Source organism: Vreelandella venusta, assembly GCF_007989605.1.
GTDB classification, from domain to species: Bacteria; Pseudomonadota; Gammaproteobacteria; order Pseudomonadales; family Halomonadaceae; genus Vreelandella; species Vreelandella venusta.
In genome coordinates, this window is sequence record NZ_BJUL01000030.1 from 1 (window position 1) to 22,719 (window position 22,719).

General features: G+C 53.4%; 14 protein-coding genes. 9 read left to right on the top strand and 5 right to left on the bottom strand.

Annotated elements, in window-relative coordinates:
- The first annotated feature begins 8 nt into the window (after nucleotides 1-8).
- The 5 genes from HVE01_RS18705 (at nucleotide 9) to HVE01_RS18725 (ending at nucleotide 11,282) form a co-directional block, all read left to right on the top strand.
- The gene (locus tag HVE01_RS18705; RefSeq protein ID WP_213014762.1) at nucleotides 9-8,726 is read left to right on the top strand and encodes a DUF5801 repeats-in-toxin domain-containing protein; all 8,718 of its coding nucleotides are present in this window, start codon (nucleotides 9-11) and stop codon (nucleotides 8,724-8,726) included.
- 440 nt (nucleotides 8,727-9,166) lie between these two features.
- Nucleotides 9,167-9,685: an AmiS/UreI family transporter gene (locus HVE01_RS18710; protein ID WP_125752363.1), complete on the top strand. Its 519-nt coding sequence runs from the start codon at nucleotides 9,167-9,169 to the stop codon at nucleotides 9,683-9,685.
- Between the two features lie 194 nt (nucleotides 9,686-9,879).
- A complete protein-coding gene (locus HVE01_RS18715) occupies nucleotides 9,880-10,263 on the top strand; it encodes a histone-like nucleoid-structuring protein, MvaT/MvaU family (RefSeq protein ID WP_125753859.1) in 384 nt (127 codons plus the stop codon).
- 139 nt (nucleotides 10,264-10,402) lie between these two features.
- The gene (locus HVE01_RS18720) at nucleotides 10,403-10,813 is read left to right on the top strand and encodes a DUF1090 domain-containing protein (protein WP_146945339.1); all 411 of its coding nucleotides are present in this window, start codon (nucleotides 10,403-10,405) and stop codon (nucleotides 10,811-10,813) included.
- 118 nt (nucleotides 10,814-10,931) lie between these two features.
- Complete coding sequence (locus HVE01_RS18725; RefSeq protein ID WP_146945340.1) at nucleotides 10,932-11,282, top strand: hypothetical protein; 351 nt, start codon at nucleotides 10,932-10,934, stop codon at nucleotides 11,280-11,282.
- Between the two features lie 33 nt (nucleotides 11,283-11,315).
- Here the strand turns inward: HVE01_RS18725 and HVE01_RS18730 are convergent, their stop codons facing one another.
- Complete coding sequence (locus tag HVE01_RS18730) at nucleotides 11,316-11,792, bottom strand: NYN domain-containing protein (protein ID WP_146945341.1); 477 nt, start codon at nucleotides 11,790-11,792, stop codon at nucleotides 11,316-11,318.
- A 33-nt stretch (nucleotides 11,793-11,825) separates the two neighbouring features.
- The gene (locus HVE01_RS18735) at nucleotides 11,826-12,707 is read right to left on the bottom strand and encodes a LysR family transcriptional regulator (RefSeq protein WP_089040481.1); all 882 of its coding nucleotides are present in this window, start codon (nucleotides 12,705-12,707) and stop codon (nucleotides 11,826-11,828) included.
- Nucleotides 12,708-12,960: 253 nt separating this feature from the next.
- Here HVE01_RS18735 and HVE01_RS18740 point away from each other — a divergent pair, with 253 nt between their 5' ends.
- Genes HVE01_RS18740 through HVE01_RS18750 form a run of 3 tightly spaced genes read left to right on the top strand, consistent with a single transcriptional unit; the run spans nucleotide 12,961 to nucleotide 16,684 of the window.
- Nucleotides 12,961-14,124 (top strand): M20 metallopeptidase family protein, encoded by a 1,164-nt coding sequence (locus HVE01_RS18740; RefSeq protein WP_146945342.1) that lies wholly within the window; start codon nucleotides 12,961-12,963, stop codon nucleotides 14,122-14,124.
- Between the two features lie 14 nt (nucleotides 14,125-14,138).
- The gene (locus tag HVE01_RS18745; RefSeq protein ID WP_146945343.1) at nucleotides 14,139-15,563 is read left to right on the top strand and encodes a YfcC family protein; all 1,425 of its coding nucleotides are present in this window, start codon (nucleotides 14,139-14,141) and stop codon (nucleotides 15,561-15,563) included.
- Between the two features lie 14 nt (nucleotides 15,564-15,577).
- Nucleotides 15,578-16,684, top strand: a complete 1,107-nt coding sequence (locus HVE01_RS18750) for a mandelate racemase/muconate lactonizing enzyme family protein (protein WP_186808876.1) — start codon at nucleotides 15,578-15,580, stop codon at nucleotides 16,682-16,684.
- A gap of 240 nt (nucleotides 16,685-16,924) precedes the next feature.
- On the opposite strand, the gene HVE01_RS18755 is transcribed toward HVE01_RS18750, so the two are convergent.
- The 3 genes from HVE01_RS18755 to HVE01_RS18765 form a co-directional block, all read right to left on the bottom strand.
- A complete protein-coding gene (locus HVE01_RS18755; RefSeq protein WP_125752342.1) occupies nucleotides 16,925-17,812 on the bottom strand; it encodes a LysR substrate-binding domain-containing protein in 888 nt (295 codons plus the stop codon).
- 74 nt (nucleotides 17,813-17,886) lie between these two features.
- Nucleotides 17,887-19,746: a TRAP transporter permease gene (locus HVE01_RS18760; RefSeq protein WP_146945345.1), complete on the bottom strand. Its 1,860-nt coding sequence runs from the start codon at nucleotides 19,744-19,746 to the stop codon at nucleotides 17,887-17,889.
- 153 nt (nucleotides 19,747-19,899) lie between these two features.
- Nucleotides 19,900-20,940 carry a TAXI family TRAP transporter solute-binding subunit gene (locus HVE01_RS18765; protein ID WP_146945346.1) on the bottom strand — a complete coding sequence of 347 codons (1,041 nt, stop codon included), beginning with the start codon at nucleotides 20,938-20,940 and terminating at the stop codon, nucleotides 19,900-19,902.
- Between the two features lie 457 nt (nucleotides 20,941-21,397).
- On the opposite strand from HVE01_RS18765, the gene HVE01_RS18770 reads away from it, so the two are divergent.
- Nucleotides 21,398-22,651 (top strand): 2-aminoadipate transaminase, encoded by a 1,254-nt coding sequence (locus HVE01_RS18770; protein WP_146945347.1) that lies wholly within the window; start codon nucleotides 21,398-21,400, stop codon nucleotides 22,649-22,651.
- Nucleotides 22,652-22,719: the final 68 nt, after the last annotated feature.

Genomic DNA, 22,719 nt, shown 5'->3' on the forward strand with positions numbered 1-22,719 from the left:
CCCTGGTCGTGACTGACAAGGACGGCAACGTCCTCGACGAGCGCGAAGTCACCCAAGACGACCTGGACAACGGCGTGACGGTGGAAGTACCGGTTGCCGAAGGCGACACCGAGGTTAGCGTCACCGCCACGGTCACTGATCCAGCGGGCAATACCGCCAGCGACGACGATCAGAAGCCGGTGGATTGGGATGTCTCCGTCAATGTGCCTAACAACAATGACGCCACCACGCCGGATGGCGACATCACTGATCAGGTGGTGTTCGAAAGCGGCTTGGCGGATGGCTCTGCGCCTAACACCAATGACACCCGTGTCGAATCCAGCCTGACGCTCACTGCCCCGGATGGCCTGCGGGACACGGGCGCGGTGACGCTGGCGTATACCGACGAGAACGGTGATCCGGCGACTCTCGAGCTGAGCAAGGCGCAGGTGGAAGCGCTGGGCAGCGATCCGCAAACGCTGACCACTCAGTACGGCGAGCTAACCCTTAACGGCTACAGCCAGGCCGCTGACGGCACTATCACTCTCGATTACAGCTATGAGCTGACTACGGCACCGAGTGAGAACCTCAACGACCTGATGGACAGAATCACCGTGACCGCCTCCGACCGTGATGGTCAGACCGACAGCGGCGATCTAAACATCAAAATCGTCGACGATGCGCCAGTGGCCGAAGACGACACCAACGCAGTGACGGAAGACAGCGCTCTCACCACGACCGGCAATGTGCTGGGCGATAGCGGTGCCTCGCCGGGCGATGTGGCCGATACCCAGGGCGCCGACGGTGCCACGGTGACCGGCGTGGCCAGCGACAACGTACCGGGCAACGACGCCACCGACAGCGGCGGCACACTGGTCATCGAGGGTGAATACGGCACGCTGATGATCGACGCCGATGGTAGCTATACCTACACGCTCGACTACGCCAACCTGGAGGTTCAGGGACTAAGCGACGGTGATCAGTTGGAGGAGGTGTTCAGCTATACGCTGACCGATGGCGACAGCGATACCGACGACGCCACGCTGACCATCACGGTCAACGGCAGCGACGACGGCGTGATCGTTGATGTGCCTAACAACAATGACGCCACCACGCCGGACGGCAACATCACCGACCAGGTGGTGTTCGAAAGCGGCCTGGCGGACGGCTCTGCGCCGAACGCCGATGACATCCGCGTCGAATCCAGCCTGACGCTCACTGCCCTGGATGGCCTGCGAGACACGGGCGCGGTGACGCTGGCGTATACCGACGAGAACGGTGATCCGGCGACTCTTGAACTGAGCAAGGCGCAGGTGGAAGCGCTGGGCGATACCCCGCAGAGTCTGACCACTCAGTACGGCGAGTTGACCCTTAACGGCTACAGCCAGGCCGATGACGGTACCATCACCCTCGACTATGACTACGTCCTGACCAATGCACCGGATGCGAACGTCGATCACCTGATGGATCGCATCACCGTGACGGCCACCGACGAGGATGGCTCGACCGACAACGGCGATCTCAATATCAAGATCGTCGATGATGCGCCAACCGCCGAAGATGATACCAACGCCGTGACCGAAGGTGCCGATACGAGTGGCAACGTGATCGGCGGCGATGGTGTCTCGCCGGGGGATGTCGCCGACACCGAAGGCGCAGACGGCGTCACAGTCTTCGCGGTGACCAGCAATAATGTGCCAAGCAATACGGCCGACGAGACCAATGGCACGCTGGTAATCGAGGGTGAATACGGCACGCTGACCCTCAATGCCGACGGCAGTTACACCTACGTAGCCGATCCGAATAGTACGAATGCCGACGTTCAGGACGTCTTCACCTACACGGTGCGCGATGGCGATGGTGACGAAAGCACCGCGACCCTGACCATCGACGTTACCGATGTCACCGGTACCCCGACCGACACCACGGGCAGCGTGGATGAGGCAGGTTTGGTGGATGGTACCGATGCGTCCGCCGACAGCGAGATCATCAGCGGTGCTGACCTAAATCTTCAGGATGGCTGGACGGTGGAGTCAGCGCAGAGCGGCTCGACGCCGTGGGGTAGCTGGACGGTCAATACCGATGGCACTTTCGATTACACCCTGAACAGTGAGGTGGACCACTCCGGTACACCGCCGACCGACAGCTTCGAGTACACCGCGGTCGATCAGTACGGCAATACCGTCACCAACACCGTGACCATCAATATCGTCGATGATCAGCCGGTGATCAGCGTCGACAGTGGCCAGTTGGGCAGCGTCGAAGTCGATGAAAGCGACTTCTCAACTGGAGAAGTCAGCGCCAACGATGCCGACTTTATCGACGGCGTATTCGCGATCGATCACGGTGCCGATGGCGAAGACAGCACCACCTATCGCCTGCAGGTCACCGATGGCGTGGCATCCGGCGTGACGGATACCGCCACGGGTGAAGCCGTTCATCTCTTTATGGACGGTGACGATGTGGTCGGTCGTGTGGGCAATGATCCCACTGGCGAGATCGCCTTCCGTATCGAGCTTGATGGTGATAGCGGTGCCGTGACATTGACGCAGACTCGTCCTTTGGAGCACTCGGATAGCAGTGACCACGAGGATGTCATCACCCTGAACGACGGTGCCCTCCAGCTGGTGGCAACTGCCGTCGATGGCGATGGCGATAGCGTCGACAGTGATGCCGTCGATGTCGGTGGCCAGTTCACTTTCCGTGACGATGGTCCTGCCATCACAACGCCGCCTTCTAGCGCCTCGGTAGATGAAGCCAATCTGGCCCTGGGTAGTAATCCTGATGTGCCAGCGACTACTGTATCCGATACCTTTGCAGTGGATTTTGGTACCGATGGTGCAGGGGATGTACAGTTCAGTGAAGGGGGTGTCGATTCGACAGTATCGGCTCTTGAAGCTGCCGAGCTGACGTCGAATGGACAAGATCTGGAATATGTCGTTAGTAACGATGGCCACACTCTGACGGGCTATCGCGGTGCTGATCGTAGTGAAAGCGGCAAGGTCTTCACGGTCGAGATACTCAACCCGACCGCGGCAACACCTGGCTATGAGTTCACGCTGCATCGGCCGCTGGATCATGACGGCGGGGTCGAGACCCTTAATATCAACCTGCAGCATCTGACAGTCACCGACGGTGACAATGATACGGTTGAAACCGACTTCACCATCACCGTTTTCGATGATGACCCTAGCGTTGAGCCTAAAGCCATCACGGTGGAGGAGGATTCGGACGTCGGGTCGACTGAGAATACCTTCAATACCAATGCCGATGCGACGGGCACCAATACCGGCATTGACGGTGGCACACCGGATGCAGATGGTTGGGTAGAAACCGCATACGGTAAGGCCAAGGTAAACGACGATGGCACCATTACCTACGAGCCAAACGAACACTACAGCGGTGAGGATTCCTTTACCTACACCACGACGACCGACAATGAAACCAAGACCTTTACGGTTAACGTGACGGTCAATCCGGTTGCCGATGCGCCGGATCTTCAAGGTGGCAATGTCCAGACCGATGAAGATACTGCGGTCGCGCTGAATCTGACAGCACCGAACCCTGTCGATACCATGGACCAGAACGGTGCCGGCACCGCTGGCGACAACCCGGAACTGCTGAGCGAGATTACCCTGAGCGGTATTCCGAGTGGCACCGAACTGCTGGATGGCAGCGGCAACTTGCTGTGGAAGAGCGATAGCAGCAATGGCGGATCGTTGACCATTGTGCTCTCTGATGGTGCCCACATCGACGGAGCTACTGGTGACCTGATCATGACCACGGCCCAGTACCAGGCGCTGCAGGTCAATCCGCTTGCCCAGAGCCACGAGAACTTTACCGTCGACGTCAGCGTGACCAGCTATGAGGTCGACGACAGCGGTAACCCGCTGAATGGCGTGAACGGTGCAGAAAGCACCGCCCAAGTGGAGGTTGGTGTTCAGGCAGTAACCGACGACGTCGATCTAACCATCGACGGCGGGGATACCCATACCGCCTCCGTCGACGAGGACGGTGCGCTGGACCTTGGCAACCTGCTCGGCGCCAGCTTCGAGGATCTCGACGGCAGCGAGGAGCGCTGGCTTGAAATCAGCGATGTGCCGGAAGGCACGTCCGTGACGGTGAACGGTAGCACCATCACCGCGGGAGCCGATGGCAAAATCGTTATTCCGGCAAGCGACCTTGGTGACTTCGGCGCCGGCACATCGACGCAGATTCCATCATCCTTGGTACTGACGCCACCGGCCGATTTCAGTGGCGATCTCGATGGCATCACCGTCACTCTCAAGGCCCAGGATCATGACAGCGATGCGGGTGATAACAACGGTGAGGTGAAGGAAGACTCGGTGACGCTGAATATCGACACCCTGCCGGTCGCTGATAAGCCGGCCGATATTAGCGCGGTGGGGCCGGAAGATAGTGAAATAGCCTTCCTGGCGGATCTCGATGTCAGTGATACCGATGGCAGTGAGACGATCATGTCGATCAGTATCGACAGCGTACCGGATGGCTGGGTGATCAAGGATGGCGACGGCACTGTCTTGCATACCGGTAACGGCAGCGATGGCTTCACGATCGGTCCAGACGATGTGGCCGACGGCAGCTATACCGGCTACACCGTCACGCCACCGGCCCATAGCAGTGTCGATGAAAGCCTGTCATTGCAGGTCACCGTGGGGGACACCGCCTCGACCGGCTCGGATATCCAGACCCACAACGTCACGGCGGATATCGCGGTGACACCGGTCGCCGAAAAGGTCGGTGGCGATAGCGATGACGATGGCCAGCCCGATCTGACCATGAACGGTAACCATACCTATGGCACGGGCGTGGACGGTGTCGAAGACGAGTGGTTCGCGCTCAACGCCGATGGTTTCAATCCGGCGGACGGCTGGGCCAATCAGGACGCCGATGGCTCGGAGCAGACCTTCGCGCTGCTGACGCCAGAACTGGTCTCAGGCCTGGGTGGTAGCGCCGACGGCTCCAGCTTCCGCTATTCCACGGATGGTGGCACCACCTGGGTCGAGCAGACCTATAACGGCTCGCCCATCGAAGTGCCGGTGGAATACCTGGACACCCTAGAGTTCCGTGCGGCGCCGAACCAGAAGGGCGAGTTCCGGGTTCGCGTCGAGGCCAAAACGGTGGATACCGATGCCGAGGGTAATACGGATACCGCCACCTCCGGCGAGGCCATTCTCGACGGTATCTTTATCGACACACCGGTCGCCGATCTCGCCTCGCTCAACGTCGCCTCGCCGGCCGAGGGCAACGAGGATGAGGCGATTGCGCTGGATATTCGACCACAGAGCTCAGATCCCAATGAGAGCTTCACGGTCACGCTTTCCGGAGCGCCAGCCGGTGCCGTGATCACCTATGGGCCAGCAGGTAGTGAACAAACCTGGATCTCTACGGGCGAGAGTGACACCTTCGAGATCGAGGACTTCGACCGCAATGCGCCTTTGACCGTTACGCCGCCCCAGGATAGCAACAAGGACTTTACGCTGACCGCAAGCGTGGTCACCGTCGATGAGTATGGTGGTGTGACTGACACCCTGGCGACGCCGGTCGAGAAGTCGATCAACGTCCATGTGGATGGGGTCGCCGATGCGCCGGATGTCACTATTGAGACGCCGGTCTACGCCGAAGAGGATCTGGATGATGGTAGTGCCAGCGTCACGCTGAGCGATATCATCACCGCCACTTCGGGCGAACAAACCGGCGATGGCTCGGAGATGCTGACCTACCGTATCACCGGCCTCGACGATCAGTTTGATGTCGAGGGCGCGACGCTGATTCGCGGCGAGGGTGCCGAGCGTGTTTGGGTAGCCACCGACCCGGATGCCGTCACCATCACCACGCCGGAGAACTTCAGCGGCCAGGTGGACTTCTCGGTCACGCCCATCGTCACCGAAGATGACGGCGATACCCTGGAGAGCGACGAGCAGCAGGTGTCCTTCCAGGTCACGCCGTCGCCGGAGGCAGGATTCAGCATCCAGTCTAGTCTGGCCGAGGATCAACTGGGGCAGCTCAACCTGAGCTTCGAGCCGCAGAACGGCGATACCAACGAGTCGTTGAATTCGGTATGGATTGAGGTTGCCAGCGTCACGGGCAATCAGTTCGAACTCTACTACGGCAGCGATGGCAGCATGACGTTGGCCGAAGCCGCGGCGAACGGTGAGCCGGGTGTGGTCGAGGAGGGCGGCTACTACAAGCTGACCGACGGTGCCTGGAACAATATCTATGCCCAGGGCGACGAGCACTTCTCCGGTAGTGCTGGCACTCTCGAGGTGCAGTACGAGATCACCGATACCCCCAACCCTGGCTATGAAGGCACTGTTGGCGACACCACAGTGGTCAAGAACGAGACCCATGAGGTCGTCATTGAGGCGGTAACCGACATGCCCACGGTGACCATCACCGGGATCGAAAATGTCGGTACCAGCGATGCCGTCATAGACCAGCCCGCGAAGGACGTCACCGCCGACGGTAACGATCGTGTCGAGGTGACCGTCGATATCACCCAGCCGGATACCGACGGTAGTGAGTCACTCAAGTACCTGCTGATCGACAATGTCCCCGCTGGGGTTAGCGTTGTGGGGGGCGAGTTCGTTGGCCAGGTTGCCGGCGGTACCGGCAGCCAGTGGCGTATCGAGATCGATCCCGATGTTGCCTTCAATGGCACCGACACCCTGACCCAGACCGTCGAGTTCACCATGGGCGATGGTACCCAGGTGGATGCTATCGAAAATCATGAAATCACCATCACCGCAGTGACTCAGGATAATGGCGCGACTAGCCAGGAGGAGCGCGGCAGCGATAGCTGGACGCTAACCGGTGAGGGCGACTTTGGCGACGGCGAGGATCCCAACGAGATCATCAACTGGGAAGATGCCGGGGCCACCATGACCGAGGATGCCCCCTGGTCGCTGTCCGACTTGGTCAATGCCCAGATCGGGGATACCTCGGATGGTCGCAGCGCGGTGACCATCTCCGATTTGCCGCCAGGCGCCGTGGTTAACGGTATGCAGCAGACCACCATCGACGGCGAGTTGGTGTGGTACGCCAGCACCGAGGATGGCAGCAATGCTGGCCTGCAGGCGCTGCTGGACGGTATCACCGTGACGCCGCCGGCCAACTGGAATGATACCGACGGAGAATTCTCCTTCGATACCACCCTGACCACCCAGGCGCCGAGCGGCGAGGAGAACTCGGAGACGATCAGTGTGACGCCGCCGGTGACACCGGTGACCGACGAACCAACCGTCAACGTCTCCGCAGGCGATGCTGTTAGCGGCGAGGATATCGACTTCACCATCGACGTCTCCAGCCCGGCGGACAATCCCGACGTCAGTCTGGTGGATGGGCAGCTGGTGATTTCGCTCGATGAGACCGGAATGACTAGCGGTGAAGGTGCCCCAGGCAGCCTGTGGTACAACGGCGAGGAGATCACGCCGGATGGCGACGGCAACTACGTGATTGCTGGTGTTTCCGTGGGCGATTCGGTCACGGTGAGCTATCGTCCGGGGGACAATACCTGGGGCAACGTTTCGCTTATCGCCGAGGCGACGACCCAGGAGACTGGTGCGAGCAATGTCGAAACATCGACCGGGACGAGTGCTTCCGAGATCGCGCCACCGCCACCGGAAGTCACTGCCAGCGATGCCGTCGGCACCGAGGACGAACTGGTCGAACTGCAGCTGGGCGTTTCGCTGCCGGATGCCTCTCAGAGCCTTGATGCCTTGCTGCTAGAAGGTGTGCCAGAAGGCTGGCTGGTCAAAGCCGGTAGCGATGCCGATTCGGCGACGCTGGCTGATAACGTTGGTGGAGGTGGCTGGTCGATCCTCAACGCCGACGGCAGCATGCCGGACTTTGTGGGCCTGGTGCCGCCGCGCAACTGGAGCGGCACCCTGGATGGCGCGGATGCCCTGACGTTGACGGCGCGGACCAGCCGCAACGGTGAAAGCGAGACCACCTCCACTGACTTGGAAGTGAATGTTCAGGCCGTGGCCGATGGCATCACGCTATCGCCCGAACTGAGCTTCGGTGACGAGGGTGACAAGATTCCGCTCAACCTCAGTGCCTCGATGGAGGATCTGGACGGCTCGGAAACCGCGACGATCAAGCTGACGGGGCTTGGCGAGCATGCCAGCTTCTTCACCGACGGCGGCGATACGCTGCTGGATAGCGTCAGTTATGACAGCGGCAGTGACACCTACACCCTGAGCGGTATCACGCCGGATCAGATCAATGATTTGTATCTGGTGCAGGGGGCGATGCAAGGCTCCGTGGCTATCGAGGCCTGGACCACGGATGGCAGCGAGGAGTCGGCGCATGTCTCGGATAACTTCGAGGTCAATATCGCAGCCGTGGAGCCGACGTCCGGTGACGATACGCTGTTGTATAGCGGCTCACCGATTGATGCCCTGGGTGGCGACGACACTATCGTGATGCGCTTCAATGAAGACCTGGGGCAGGACGACTACGCTAACTTCGATAATATCGAGCGCCTCGATCTGACGGAGAGTGGCAGCAACACGCTGGATGCCCTGCGTCCGGAAGACGTGCTGGAAATGACCGATGACCGAAATACACTGAGTATTTTAGGTGATGAGAATGACACCGTTAGTCTCGGGGCAGGCTGGGCCGAGGGTGTCAGTGATCCAGGTGGTGACGTTACTTTCCGAGTCTACAACAACGCTGATGAAGATATCTCGTTGAAAGTGCAGAGCGGTATACTCGTGGAGTAATTCAGCAATAGAGGTAGCAACAAGTGTGCAGCGCCAGGGTTGTAAAATACCCTGGCGTTTTTTTAACTGTGGCATCCGTTTATTATGAGGTTATAGCACTAATTTCAATGGTGGGGCGCGCAACCCCTGCTATACTCTCCCGGTTTTTAAAAATAGGCTTTCTTGGCGCCATCTCGGTCTTTCTTAGCCCGCATGATGTGCTGCTAAGCCTTGTCTGTCGTTTGAAGGAAACTGAAGTGTTTCATGAAAATAAAATAAAAATAAGCGGTTATAGGTTTACACGTCGACGCTCAAGCTAATTGGAAGTTACTTCCACTTTTAAAGCGTGAATGTGTCTGGAGAGGAGGCTTGTTGATATTTATTAAATATGCAACGGAGCAGTAGAAGAAGAAAACTAACAACGCCAGCAAAATTAAAATATAACTACAGGAATAGTTGTGATGATTTTAGGACTTACCTTGCTGTACGTCGGAGCAGTTCTTTTTGTGAACGGGATATGGCTGCTAGGAAAAATTAGTGACAAAGAGGTATCTGTCATCAACATAATGGTTGGTGTATTGAGCTTCATTATTGCGGTTTATTTGATTTTTCGAGAGCCAAATAATTCAGCCGCTATTAGCGCTGGGGCATTTACCTTGCTGTTTTCTTTTACTTATCTTTGGGTTGGGGCTAACCAGCTTTTAAAGGCGGATGGAGTCGGGCTTGGGTGGTTCTGTTTCTTTGTTAGCATTACAGCGGCCTTTGTTGGGGCGAGCTCTATTACCGATATAGGATTCAATTTTGCGCTGTGGAGTATGCTTAGCTGGTTTGCATGGTCTGCTTTGTGGTTTGGTTTTTTTTGTCTACTGGCGTTAGCGAAGAAAATACAGCGTTCAGTGGCGATTTACACACTCTTTTGTGCGGTTTTTACGGGGTGGGTTCCTGGCGTTATGATACTGTTAGGCATCGTCAATGCATAGCCACTCGTTGCTAAATGTAAATAATATTTAAAATTTATTGAGAACGCCCACATTACGAAATTACGCGGTATATAATCGCTTAATGGCCGTGCTTGTTCATGAGCACGCCTGTCATACTGAAGTAGCGCTCTTAACATGTCTTACTGTGCAGTCAGTATATGGCAAAGCAATTAGAGAATTATGGAGATGAAAACATGGCATCAGTACTGAGCGACTACATCAAGAAAGAGCAGATGTTAAAGCAGCTGCAGGAAGAGCTGCAAGCGCTTGAAAGTAATAGCGAGCTGAAGAAAGAGCTGGAGTTTAAGGAAAAATTACAGACGCTAATGACAGAGCATGGCAAGCTAGCCCGCGATGTATGCGAAATGCTTGACCCATCATATCTGTCTTCATCAGTTAAAGTTACCAAGACCGGTAGTACCGATGGTCGCAAGAAGCGTCCTTTAAAGGTTTTTAAGAATCCTCATACAGGGGAAGTCGTTGAAACGCGCGGTGGCAACCACAACGTCATTAAAGAGTGGAAAGCTAAATTTGGCAACGAAGAAGTGGTTAGCTGGATCGTAGAAGAGCGCGCTTAATATGTTCATCCGCCGCTCGTCTGGAGTGCTCCACGGGCGGCGAAGATTGGCAGCCTGGTCATTTGACCTATAGTTTTATAAAGCGGTTGCGCTTCTCTATATTTACCTTGTAAGGCTCGTAGAGTGCCAGGAGCGAATAATGAACAGAAGATGGCTTGGTTGCTTAAGTTTAGCGGTAACCGCTGGGGTTTTGTCTTTGCCAGCAGCGCACGCAGCAGACAGGTTGTGCGAAGACAAAATGACCGTCTTACGTCAACAGCTGGAGCACGCTCAAGAGCATGATAATCAACATCGTGTTCGAGGATTGCAGCGTGCGTTGCACTCCATCGAAGAGCATTGCACGAATGAGCAAGTCCTTGCTGAGGCTGCCGAAGAGGTTAGAGAGAGCCAGGAAGAAGTGCGTGAACGCGAGTTAGCGCTTGAAGAGGCTCTCGGCGAGGGCGATGAAGATGATATTCAGAAACGGCGTGAAAAATTAGCAGAAGCAGTGCGTGAGCTTGAAGAGCACACCGAAGAGCTGGACTCACTGCAGCACCGTCTTAACGAATAATCTGCACCAGGCTGCAGCCCCTAGCTGCAAGGCTTACGCTTATTCCATTTAATATCAACGAAATACTAGCAACGCCCAATAGAGATAAAAAACAAGCCATAATGAGGGGAGTACCGCAATGCAGTCACTCCTGCAGCGTATTAGCCATACGGCAACCATGCTAGCGATGGTAACTCTCATCAGCGGATGTCGCGGGCAACTAACTGTAACGGTGCCATTGCCCATGCTAGTGAACAATCCAGCTGCCTTTGATAACCGGCAAATTGTTACCCAGGGCGTCGTGCGGCATTTCAACGATCCCATTCATTATTGGATCGAAGACGAAGAGTTGAATCGGGTTGAGATACTCCCCCACCAGGAAATAGCGCCCTATTTAGATGAAGGTGTGGAGGTAGAAGGCCAGTTTCACTTCTCTCCGCATGAGGGGCGGCGGCTTATCCTAACCCGTGTCGATCAGCTACCACGCTGATAACGTCTGCAGTTAAGTGACGCTACCAGCAACCTAGCGTAGCAAGAGCGAACGATCTATCGCTATAAACTCGCTGGCTGCATTTATTAATGCTGCTGCCGTAAGTTTGGGAACACCATAAACTTCAACTTTTTTACCGTACTTAACGCGTATTTTGTTGACTAAAAGATCAAAGTCTCCATCGCCGGAGACTAATACGATAATATCTGCTTGTTCAGCGTACTCCATTGCATCGAGAGCAATGCCAACATCCCAGTCGCCTTTTGCAGAGCCATCTGAACGTTGGATAAAAGGTTTCAGCTTTACATTAAAACCAATTGCTTTGAGTATGTTTTGAAATTCCCGTTGCTTTTGGTCACCTCTGTCGATGGCATAACAAAAAGCAGCCACAACGTCTCTGTCAGCGGTTACTTGTGCCCAAAATTTGTTGTAATCAAAGTTCTTACCATACGCTTCTCGCACGGTGTAATAGACATTTTGGATATCAACAAATATCGCTACTTTTGTCATTAGATATAATCTTTTTTGTCGTTAATGGTGAAATCAATGTGATTCTTCGGCGAGCTGGCATAGTGTTTTTACTGCCGCTGGCTGGCGGCCCTTTTGCCAGGCGAGCATGAGGTCCGTGGCTATTGGCAAGTCGTCTAATTCATAGGCGACAATGTCTTCGTCCCCGAGTGCCATGATACTCGGCATAATTGCATACCCCATTCCCGTGGCGACCAAACTGCGAATAGTGATGTCATCACGACATTCCTGAACAGTATTGGGTACGAAGCCTACCTTCTGAAAGCACCTATCTAACCGGTCAAAGCTGCCAGGCGTGGAGGTTCGACTAAATCGAATAAATGGCGCGTCGTGAAAATCCTTAAGTGAGGTCGGGGTAGTCGCTATAAGAGGGTGGCATCGACTGGTGAAGACCGCCATACGAAAGCTGGCTAACGGATAGTAGTCTAGCCGTGGCTCATCTTCTCGTTCAATGAATAGAATGCCGGCATCGAGCCGACCCGCCAGAATCGCCTCTGCCTGGGGGCCTGACAACATTGATTCTAGCGTTAACTGTGTTGAGGGGTAGCGTGAGCGAAATCTGCTGATGAGTGCTGTGATGCTGGGAATATAGGGATGTATGGTGCTAATTCCGAGCGAGAGACTTTCGCGGTAGCCATTGGCAATATCGCGTGTTTTCTTCGCGACACTTTCGAGTTCTGACAGCAAGCGCTGCCCATTGGCATATAGGTAATGCCCTGCTTGGGTCAGAGATACCCCTTTGCGGTCACGATAAAACAGGACTGCCCCGATATCGGCTTCAAGCTGATGTATCTGTCGCGTCAAGGCGGGCTGAGCGATAGGTATCTGCTTGGCTGCAGACGATATCGAGCCTGCTTCGACCACCGCCATGAAGTACCTGAGTTTTTTTGTGTCCATGTCCGCTCCCAGAGACGTCACGATGCGCGTCTCATTTCGTACAGAAAATACAACTAAAGCCTCATCTCATAAAGGTATGACGCTATCGGGAAGAAGTATTTTATTCGTACTAAGCGTTACAACATACTCAAAAACAATCTGGTTAAGCGCATAACGGCGTACGCGACTCATGTTGCACAAGTATGCGTTCCCGCGGACGCCAGATGTCGCACTCCTCCCAGGCTTACTACTTTACAACAAGGTTTTACCTCTCATGACGTTATCAGCCATTGAGCTTGAGAAAATGATCACGTTTCGTCGGGAACTCCACCAGCACCCAGAGTTATCTGGCCTGGAGTCGATAACCGCTGAACGTATTGCAATGATGCTACGTGGCTTGGGGGTAGATGAGGTGCATGAGAAGATAGGTGGCCACGGTGTGGTCGGCGTCATTAAAGGCGCCAGCCCGGGGGCAACCGTTGGACTTCGAGCCGACTTCGATGCCTTGCCACTTGAGGAGGCTAATCAGTTTTCGCATCGTTCCAGCCAGTCGAATGTAATGCATGCATGTGGGCATGACGGCCATACGGCAATGTTGATGGCTGCTGCTGCACAGCTGGTTAACCAGCGCCCGGCGCAGGGAAGTGTCGTGTTGATTTTTCAACCTGCCGAGGAAATTGGTACCGGTGCTGAAGCGATGCTTGCGGAGGGGCTTCAGGATAAATTCTCGCTTGATGCGATATTTGGACTACACAATTGGCCAGGTGTAGAGGCTGGGCGTTTTGTTATCCATGACGTCCCTCATATGGCATCAAGCGACGACTTTGAGGTGACGTTCCACTCCACCGGTGGACATGGAGCGATGCCTCATCTCACAACGGACCCCATCGTCGCGGCCAGCCTATTTACAACCGCTATTCAACATATTGTCAGTCGTAATATTGACCCTCAGGACATCGCTGTAATTAGTCTGGGTAGCCTGCAAAGCGGCCATGCTAGCAATATTATTCCGGCGACTGCTCGGCTGACGGGTACCGCGCGCTGCTTTAAACCCGAGCTACGCAAACGTCTTGAGAAACGGATTAGCGACGTGGCAGAAGGGGTTTCCAAGGCAACAGGATGCGACGTCACACTCGACTACGTGCCCTCAACACCTGCGGTTGCCAATGACAGTGGTTGTGCCCAGCTGTGCCGCGATGTGGTGGTGCAACGTTGGGGGCATGAACAACTGGTAGAGCACCCAGTCAGCATGGGGGCTGATGATATGGGGGCTTTTCTTACCCATATTCCAGGTGCCTATGCATGGATTGGTAATGGTTCAGGGCCGCAAACACCGAAACTTCACCAGCCTGACTATGACTTTAACGATGCCATTCTGTCGATTGGAAGCGACTTCCTGACCAGTGTGGCAATGCAGTTTCTCGATAACCATCAATAAACTGGGGATACCCCATGACGTCTCTCGAAAAAACAATGACACACGAGAAGAGTTCACGACCAACATTTCGCTTCCCGCATATTTTTGTCGTGTTATTTAGCTTTATCTGTCTCGCTGCTTTATCAACCCACTTTCTTCAGGCGGGTAGCTATGAGCGTGTAACCAATGAGCAAGGGCGTACGGTTGTAGTGCCAGACAGTTATGCGGCGGTGGAAGCGCAAGAAGCTGGCTGGTTAAGTCCGTTCATGGCGGTCTTTGAGGGGATGGGGGAAGGCAGTAGCATTATCTTCTTTATTTTCATCTCAGGCGGCGCGTTTGGCGTGCTGAAAGCAACCGGGGTATTACAAAAAGTCGTTGCCAGTATCAGTAATGCGCTTACTGGGCGTGATCTCATTCTTATCCCTTTATTGATGCTTTTATTTGCGATGGGAGGAGCAACCTTCGGGCTCGCAGAGGAAACAATAGCTTTTATCATTATCCTTGCACCGCTGCTGCGTATGCTGGGGTATGACTCGATTACGGCCGCAGCGGTACCTCTGGTAGGTGCTGGTGCCGGTTTCTCTGCAGCGTTTATGAATCCTTTTACCGTTGGCGTTGCCCAGGATATCGCTGAGCTCCCGATGTTTTCTGGAATGACTCTGCGAGCCTGTTACTGGCTCATATTCGTCAGTGTCAGTATTGCTTTCGTCACTCGCTATGCGGCCAAAGTCAAAGCGCATCCCGAAGCGAGCCTTGTCTTTAATAGTGACCGCCGCCAATTTGGCAAACCACAAGCCAATGAAGATCCTGGCGCGTTATCAGTTGCCGATAAACTTGTCCTCGCTGCTTTCGTAGGCACCATTCTGGTTATTGCTTATGGGGTAATACGTCACGGCTGGTATATCGGTGAGATGTCTGGCGCCTTTCTCTTGATGGCCATTTTAATCGGTGCATTTGCACGTATGAACCCGAATAAAATTGCCGACCATTTTGTTGAAGGCATTCAGGAAATTGCGATGGGGGCACTGGTAGTGGGCTTTGCCTTTGGCATCCTGGTGATTCTGAGAAATGGGGAAATCCTAGATACCATTCTTTATCATCTCGAAGGGCTGCTGAGCGGAATGCCCGCGGTGGTTACTGCGGTATGTATGTTTTTTGTCCAACTTGTCCTGAACTTCTTAGTCCCTTCTGGCAGTGGCCAAGCAGCACTCACCATGCCTTTGATGGTGCCTCTTGCGGACCTTGTGGGAGTCACCCGGCAGACGGCTGTCCTCGCGTTTCAGTTTGGTGATGGCATCTCCAATATTCTTACCCCAACGTCGGGATATTTCATGGCAGGGCTTGCAGTGGCAGGTGTGTCGTGGAGTAAGTGGATCAAATGGATACTTCCATTAGCGATTCTTCAACTGGGCATGGCAAGTCTCATGATTGCACTGGCTCAGATCTTTTCCTGGACATAAATAAGGCATCAATAATGCGTATTAACAAAATCACGGTATATGGTGTACGTCTTCCACTTAAACAACCATTTAAGATTGCCTATGACACTTATCACGATATCGCTAGCCTGATTGTCAGCATCGAGACTGCTTCTGGCCAGATTGGCTGGGGTGAAGCCGTGGTAGATCAGCATGTGTCGGGAGAAACGTATCTTGGCGCACGAGAAATCATAACCAGTGAACTAGCGCCGCTACTAATGGGCACCGACGCTAGTGATATTGCGCAATTCCATCATGCTGCCAACCTTAAAATTCGCCATAACCCCTCGGCGAAAGCAGCTCTCGATATTGCGCTTCACGACCTGGTGGCGCGTGAATGCGGAAAGCCGCTTTATGCGCTGCTAGGTGGGCGTAGCCATGCTAGATTAGAACTTCCATATGTTATTAGCATGTTAGCGCCGGAGGAGATGGCACGTCAGGCGAAAGAGGCTGCTGGGCGAGGTTATCAGTCCATCAAAATCAAACTGGGCGATACGCCGGAACATGATGTTGAGCGGATTGCACGGGTTAGAGAAGCACTAGATCGATCGGTTGCGCTACGTGTAGATGCCAATCAAGGGTGGAGTGCAAAGCAAGCGCTGCAGGTTATTCGGCATGCAGCGCCCTATCAAGTGGATTGGTTTGAACAACCCGTCGCTATGGAGAACCTCGCCGCCATGGCCCGTGTGACGCAGTCAACTGATGCCATGATTATGGCTGATGAGCCTATTCATGGGGTTAAAGAAATGCTGGAGGTGATTCAACTAAACGCTGCTGACATGGTTAACATCAAGCTAATGAAATCCTCCGGCTTACGCCCTGCTATGGCGATGGCAGAGGTCGGAATGGCAGCGGATATACCCTGCCAGATCGGCTCTATGGTGGAGTCCTCGATCGCGACGCTCGCGGGTGCCCACCTAGCGCTGGCGCATCCCAATATTATTGCTAATGACTTGGTGGGACCCGCCATGATTGGGGAGGATGTTGCCCAGATGCCGGGAGATGAGACGCATATTGTGTTGGACGACTCACCTGGACTTGGCGTGACTATCGATAAGAGTCGAGTGCGGGATCTCAGCGAATTTATCGACACCATTGACTGATCCAAGTTGTACTCACGGGCAGGAGTTGAAGTAAGAAGATGTTCTCTTCTTTGCTGCTTCTGCCCGATAGTTATAAATGCGGTTATAAATTTTTAAGCGTATGGATATATACGTAGGTAAATAGCGCTGAGCTTGAATGGATAATTTAGCGAAGTGGTAACTTGGAAAACAGTAATTGCTGTTTTTGAGCTATAAAGTTGTTTCAACTATAAGACGGCAGTACTTCGTGGTGTGTCAGTATCAATCACTGAACTGGGTAATATGCTCTACAAAGCGTCGCACTTTGGCGAGTTCCCCCAAGTGTTCAGGGTAAACAAGGTAATAAGCACTCTCACTGAGCAATCGGTATGGCCAAGCGACGGTCAGTCGGCCACCTTCCAACTCTTCATCGACGGTAAAGTGAGGAACCAGTGCAACCCCACCACCTGCCATTGCCGTTCGCACCAGCATAGGAAAGGTCTCGAAGCGGGTGCCGTGATAGCTACGGTCAGTAATGATCTCTTGGTTTGCAAACCAATGATGCCATGCGTCAGGGCGTGTTGAGAGATGCAGCAGCGGCAGTTGTGTTAAGTCATCGACTGACTGAATGGGGTGCCGAGCGAGCAACTCTGGGGAAGCAACCGCGACCATATCCTCATCAATAAGCTTATGGCAAGCAAGGCTTGGCCAACTGCCATGGCCATAAAACAGAGCAATATCGATATCTTGCTGCTCAAGATCGAAATCTTTTACGCGGTCATGAAACTCCAAACTAATGCCTGGATTGGCGGCTAGAAAGGAGGGCAACTTATTGGCCAACCAGCGGCTACCGAAGCTAGGTAAGGTGGCGATTTTAAGAACCTCGCTATTACCGCTGTAGGTCATTATCGCTTGCGTCGACATCTCAATTTGAGTGAGCACTTTGCGTACGTCACTTAAAAAAATGGCCCCTTCTGGGGTTAGCAGCAGGCTGCGTCGCACGCGACGGAATAGCTTGTGTTGCAAGGTGGCTTCAAGGTGCGCGACTTGTTTGCTGACAGCACTTTGGGTGAGGTTTAGCTCATCTGCTGCTCGAGTAAAACTCATATGGCGTGCGGCTGCTTCAAAGCATTGCATAGCCGCCGTAGAAGGAAGATTGCGTGATGCCAAACCTGGCGCTCCTGATGACCTGAAAGCCGCCCCGGCGCCTAAGCGCCGGGGGGAAGCTAGGTTTTTATAGTGGCTCATTGGGCGAGCGTTGCAGCCTCCTGGGATTTATCAGGTCGGCGCGATTGAAGCCAGCCCACTGTCACCATGGCAAGCAAGCCTAAGCCGCTGGTTAGCAACTCGGGAACCACCATGGCAAGCCCTGCGACTAACAGTACCAGACGCTCCCCGAAGAAGGAATCACGTACAAAGTAACCGAGTAGTGCGCTGCTGACGCCCATAATCCCTACGAGTGAAAAGAACAACGCGCTTAACAGTCCCAACAGCGTCGGTTCGACTAATACCAGCATAGGATTATAAATGAAGGCATAAGGAATAATAAACGCACCAATGGCCAATTTAACCGCCGTAAAGCCGGTCTTCATGGGGTTGGCTTGTGCAATGCCTGCACCCGCAAACGCGGCTAAACACACGGGAGGCGTAATATCGGCGATGATGCCGAAATAAAAGACAAACAAATGCACTGCCATTGGCGGAAGGCCGAACTCATTAATCAGTGCTGGTGCGGCAATCGTAGCAGTAACCACATAGTTTGCTGTTGTGGGTAATCCCATGCCCAAGACAATACAGGCAATCATCGTGAACAACAGCGCAAGTATCAAAACGCCATCCGCTAAGCTAATAATGCCAGCAGCAAATTTTGACCCCATGCCTGTCATGCCTACCACGCCGGCGATAATGCCTGCGCAAGCGACCGCTGCGATGACTGGCAGTGCCACGCGCGCCCCTTTCTCAAAAATAACCAATATATCTTTTAGCGAAGGGCGTGTTTCTTTGCGGGCCAAACTGACAGCAAATGCACATGCGATACCCAGAAGTGCTGCGCGCTGCGCGGTAAAGCCAATGCTAATAGTCGTAATAATGACGAGCAAAGGCAGCAACATGTAGCCTTTGGACAGTATCAGCTTACTTTTGCTGGGCAACTGATCTTTGGGGAGGCCGAGAATGCGATGACGTTTGGCTTCGAAATGCACCCCGATAAAAATACCCGCAAAATAGAGAATGGCGGGAATCAGCGCCGAGAACATGATTTCACGGTAAGAGACGCCCACATACTCCACCATAATGAAAGCCGCAGCCCCCATTAAAGGCGGCATAATCTGCCCGCCGGTAGAGGCTGACGCTTCGACAGCTCCTGCCACTTCGGGCTTGAAACGGGCATTTTTCATCATAGGAATAGTGAAAGAGCCAGAAGCCACGGTGTTGCCGATAGAGCTTCCCGAAATCATACCCTGCAGCGAACTTGCTATAACGGCGGCTTTACCGGCACCACCCGTAAAGCGCCCGGTTAACGCAAAGGCTAAGTCATTAAAGAATCGGCCGACGCCGGTATGCATCAGAACAACGCCAAAAAACAAGAACAAGAAGATAAAGCGCGCCGATATTTGCAGGGGCGTACCAAAAACGCCGCTTTCCCTAAACCATAAGTAGGGAGACACCTGCTCAAGAGAGAAGCCAGGATGAGAAAGCAAAGGACTGGGGATCAAGTTGCCAAACAGCGCATAGAGAATTGCCAACGTGGCCATGACAACAATTGGCATTCCTACAGTACGGCGAGTTGCTTCTAGTACAAACAGCACACCGAGTGCGGCAATCGTTAGGTCAACGGCTGAATAGCCCGTAACCCTTGCACGCAGGACTTCTTCATAAAACAGGATTTTATAGTAGGCGGCAAAAGTGGCTACGAAGGCGAGTATTACGTCGTACCACGGCACGCCATTACGCCTGCCCGCACCGCGTGTTGCAGGGAATAAGATAAAAATCATCCCCAAGGCAAGCCCTAAGTGGACAGCGCCTTGCTGCTGTGACGGTAGCGTACCAAAATAACCGGTATAGAGATGAAAGCACGTCAGTGATACACCCATTAGGGTGATCATCCAGCCCCACTTGCCTAGCTGTAGTGCAGAGCGTACTTGTGACTCACGATCATACTTTTCTAAAAGCGCCGCTTCGTCAGGAGTTTTTTTTTATCCACGATTAAACCTCATACATATAACGCCGCTGGCTTAGCCAGCGGCGAAAAGGGAACATCAATCAGTTAGATCACTTAGGCTGTCAATATTGGAGCGTTCACGGGTGATAATCTGAATGACTTCAGGGTAGATGTGCCCGATAAAGGCGACGTTATCAATCGCGCCACTTTCGAACTCTCCGCGTCCGGCAACGGCATCTTGTGCCGGTGCGTGTACGGTCATCCCGAGATCCATACCGTTATCACGAATGCTCACTAAGTTTTCGATTGAAGCGCCAGTTTCAATATTGGTGAAGTTATAGTTTTCCAGGTAACGGTTCCAAATGGTGGCCATCTCACCCCCGAGTGGGTAGTAAGTGCCGCCTTGGCTACCGGTACCTAAAATAAACTCTTCTTTGGCTTCAGTTTCGCCAAGCTCCGCAACCGGGTTATTTACGGTGAGGCCTTGCTCTTCGTAATATTTTTTAGCACCGGGGTGAATGGGGAGGCCTTCCGAACCATTGAGTGCATTTTCAAGGGTAATGAACGCAGATTGAGAGTGCGTGTTTTCTTCAGCATGTTCATGCATTAAACGCGCTAATTCATAACCCAGCTCTTCATCAATAGTATTTGTGTTGCCAACTAAAATGGCATAAGCCGTAATAGTATTTACATCTTCGTTTTGGAACGCATAACTATTAGCGGGAATCGTAAAGCGCTTATAGGCACTGTTCTCTTCAATATAGTCAATAGCGTCATCGCTTAAGCTAATTAGGCGTGCATCACCACTTGAGGCTTGTAAGTTCTCAATGCTGCCAGAAGGTAAACCAAGAATACCGATAGAAATATCGATGTTGCCATCTTGCACACCATCGAGTGCAGCACCAAAGCCTTCTTGATAGGTATTGTACTTATCGCTACCAATACCGTAGGCATCAAAAAGTAGTTGGGAAACGCCTTGAGTGGTGCTGGCAGGAGGGCCAATAGCAATATTAGGTTTGCTGTCGCCACCACAACCCGCCAACAGAAGAGTCGCGCCAACGCCGCATAGCACTTTTGGTGATAGCACTTTTGGTGATAGTACTTTTGATGAAAGCACTTTAGAGGTAATGTTTTTCATGTTAACTCCTGCTAATTAAATTATTTATAATAAAATTCTGCTTAGCAATTCTCGCAAGCCGACCGTCTGGGGATCGGTCAGCGAAAAGAGCGCGAAAAAGTAGCTGGCTATTGTTCACGTATGCCGCCCGACAGACAAAAGAAATTAAGTTGCGTACGTATTCCATTTTGTCATGCGATTTGGTTTTAATAAATGCTTTTCATAATCAATTATTTGCGATTTATAGCAGTCTGCCCGATGCCCAGATTTTTTTAATATTTTTTGATCTTTTTTAGTGTCATAGGTGTCAGGCAAGGAGCGCCTGTGCTAGGTGGCCACCGCTGCTACTTTCAAATCAACCGGCTATTTTCTATGTATTCCTATTGGGCATGCATTTAGCGTTTTTTTTCGTTTGTGATCTGCTACTTGAACCTGTTTGATAAGCGAACACTTGGTAATTTCAGGAGCGTTTACGACGATGGACCTTCCCAACGTCAGCAGTGCATTAGGCATCCTTCACCCCGTTTGCATTACTAAAGGGCGTAATGCAGAGGTGTGGGACGAATCAGGGCGGCGTTATATCGACTTTATTGGCGGTATTGGTGTGCTTAACCTGGGGCATGGCCATCCAGCGGTGGTCGAGGCCGTCAAGGCTCAGGTCGATACCCTCATGCATTCAGCGTTTAATGCCTTGCCGCACCGTGGCTACCTCTCTGTCGTAGAGCGACTTGACCAGTTTGTGCCGGTTTCTTATCCGCTGGGATGTATGTTGACGAACAGTGGTGCAGAAGCGACAGAAAATGCTCTGAAAGTTGCCCGTGGTGTCACGGGTCGCCAGGGTGTGATTGCTTTTGACGATGCTTTCCATGGCCGCACCTTGGCCGCACTCAATTTGAACGGCAAAGTTAAGCCCTATAAAGCCGGTTTAGGCGCGCTACCTGGCCCAGTTTATCACCTGCCGTTCCCCAGCCAGGATAGTGGGATATCCGCTGAGCAGTCGCTAGCGGCCCTAGAGCGTGTATTTGACGTAGAAATTGCCCCCAGTGAAGTGGCGTGCGTCGTCGTTGAACCCATTCAAGGGGAAGGTGGTTTTCGCTTACTTTGCCCCCAGTTTGCGAAATCGCTGCGGGAAATCTGCGATCAGCACGGTATTTTATTGATTTGTGACGAAATCCAATCAGGCTTCGGACGAACCGGTAAACGCTTTGGCTTCAGTCATCTCGGCATCGAGCCTGACCTGATGCTGTTAGGAAAAAGCATTGCCTCAGGTCTTCCTCTGGCCGCCTTGGTAGGGCGAAAAGAGTTAATGGATGCTTTACCCAAAGGCGCGTTGGGAGGCACATATTCAGGCAACGCGGTCGCGTGTGCAGCTGCATTGGCAGTGATGGATATCATGCAAGACGAGGCGCTAAGCGCATGGGGTAATGCCCAAGAAGCGGCGATTGTGAGTGCTTACCAGCGCTGGAAAGCAAGCGAGCGTTTTCCCATGCTAGGAGCCATGACCGGTGTTGGCGCGATGCGCGGTATCGTCTTTGAAGATACCGACAATGCCACGGGGGGAGAGCACTTAGCTAATCTATTGGCCGCGGGGCGCGATGCTGGCGTTTTGCTAATGCCCAGTGGCCGCAAGCGTAATGTCTTACGCTTATTGCCGCCATTGACCACTGAACCAGACGTCATGGCAGAAGGGCTAGGGCTCATCGAGCAGGCGCTGGAGACGCTCAAGGCATGATCGCGATGGTCAGCGAAGTGGCAGTGCGAAGTGGCTATATTGCGTTCCTCGACGCCTTGCGCGCTAGA

Bases quoted from the DNA above. Each gene is read 5' to 3' on its own strand.
- HVE01_RS18750 (WP_186808876.1), top strand. From the start codon at position 15,578: ATGCGTATTAACAAAATCACGGTATATGGTGTACGTCTTCCACTTAAA.
- HVE01_RS18745 (WP_146945343.1), top strand. From the start codon at position 14,139: ATGACGTCTCTCGAAAAAACAATGACACACGAGAAGAGTTCACGACCA.
- HVE01_RS18760 (WP_146945345.1), bottom strand. From the start codon at position 19,746: ATGATCACCCTAATGGGTGTATCACTGACGTGCTTTCATCTCTATACC.
- HVE01_RS18740 (WP_146945342.1), top strand. From the start codon at position 12,961: ATGACGTTATCAGCCATTGAGCTTGAGAAAATGATCACGTTTCGTCGG.
- HVE01_RS18735 (WP_089040481.1), bottom strand. From the start codon at position 12,707: ATGGACACAAAAAAACTCAGGTACTTCATGGCGGTGGTCGAAGCAGGC.
- HVE01_RS18710 (WP_125752363.1), top strand. From the start codon at position 9,167: ATGATTTTAGGACTTACCTTGCTGTACGTCGGAGCAGTTCTTTTTGTG.
- HVE01_RS18715 (WP_125753859.1), top strand. From the start codon at position 9,880: ATGGCATCAGTACTGAGCGACTACATCAAGAAAGAGCAGATGTTAAAG.
- HVE01_RS18730 (WP_146945341.1), bottom strand. From the start codon at position 11,792: ATGACAAAAGTAGCGATATTTGTTGATATCCAAAATGTCTATTACACC.
- HVE01_RS18720 (WP_146945339.1), top strand. From the start codon at position 10,403: ATGAACAGAAGATGGCTTGGTTGCTTAAGTTTAGCGGTAACCGCTGGG.
- HVE01_RS18725 (WP_146945340.1), top strand. From the start codon at position 10,932: ATGCAGTCACTCCTGCAGCGTATTAGCCATACGGCAACCATGCTAGCG.
- HVE01_RS18770 (WP_146945347.1), top strand. From the start codon at position 21,398: ATGGACCTTCCCAACGTCAGCAGTGCATTAGGCATCCTTCACCCCGTT.
- HVE01_RS18765 (WP_146945346.1), bottom strand. From the start codon at position 20,940: ATGAAAAACATTACCTCTAAAGTGCTTTCATCAAAAGTACTATCACCA.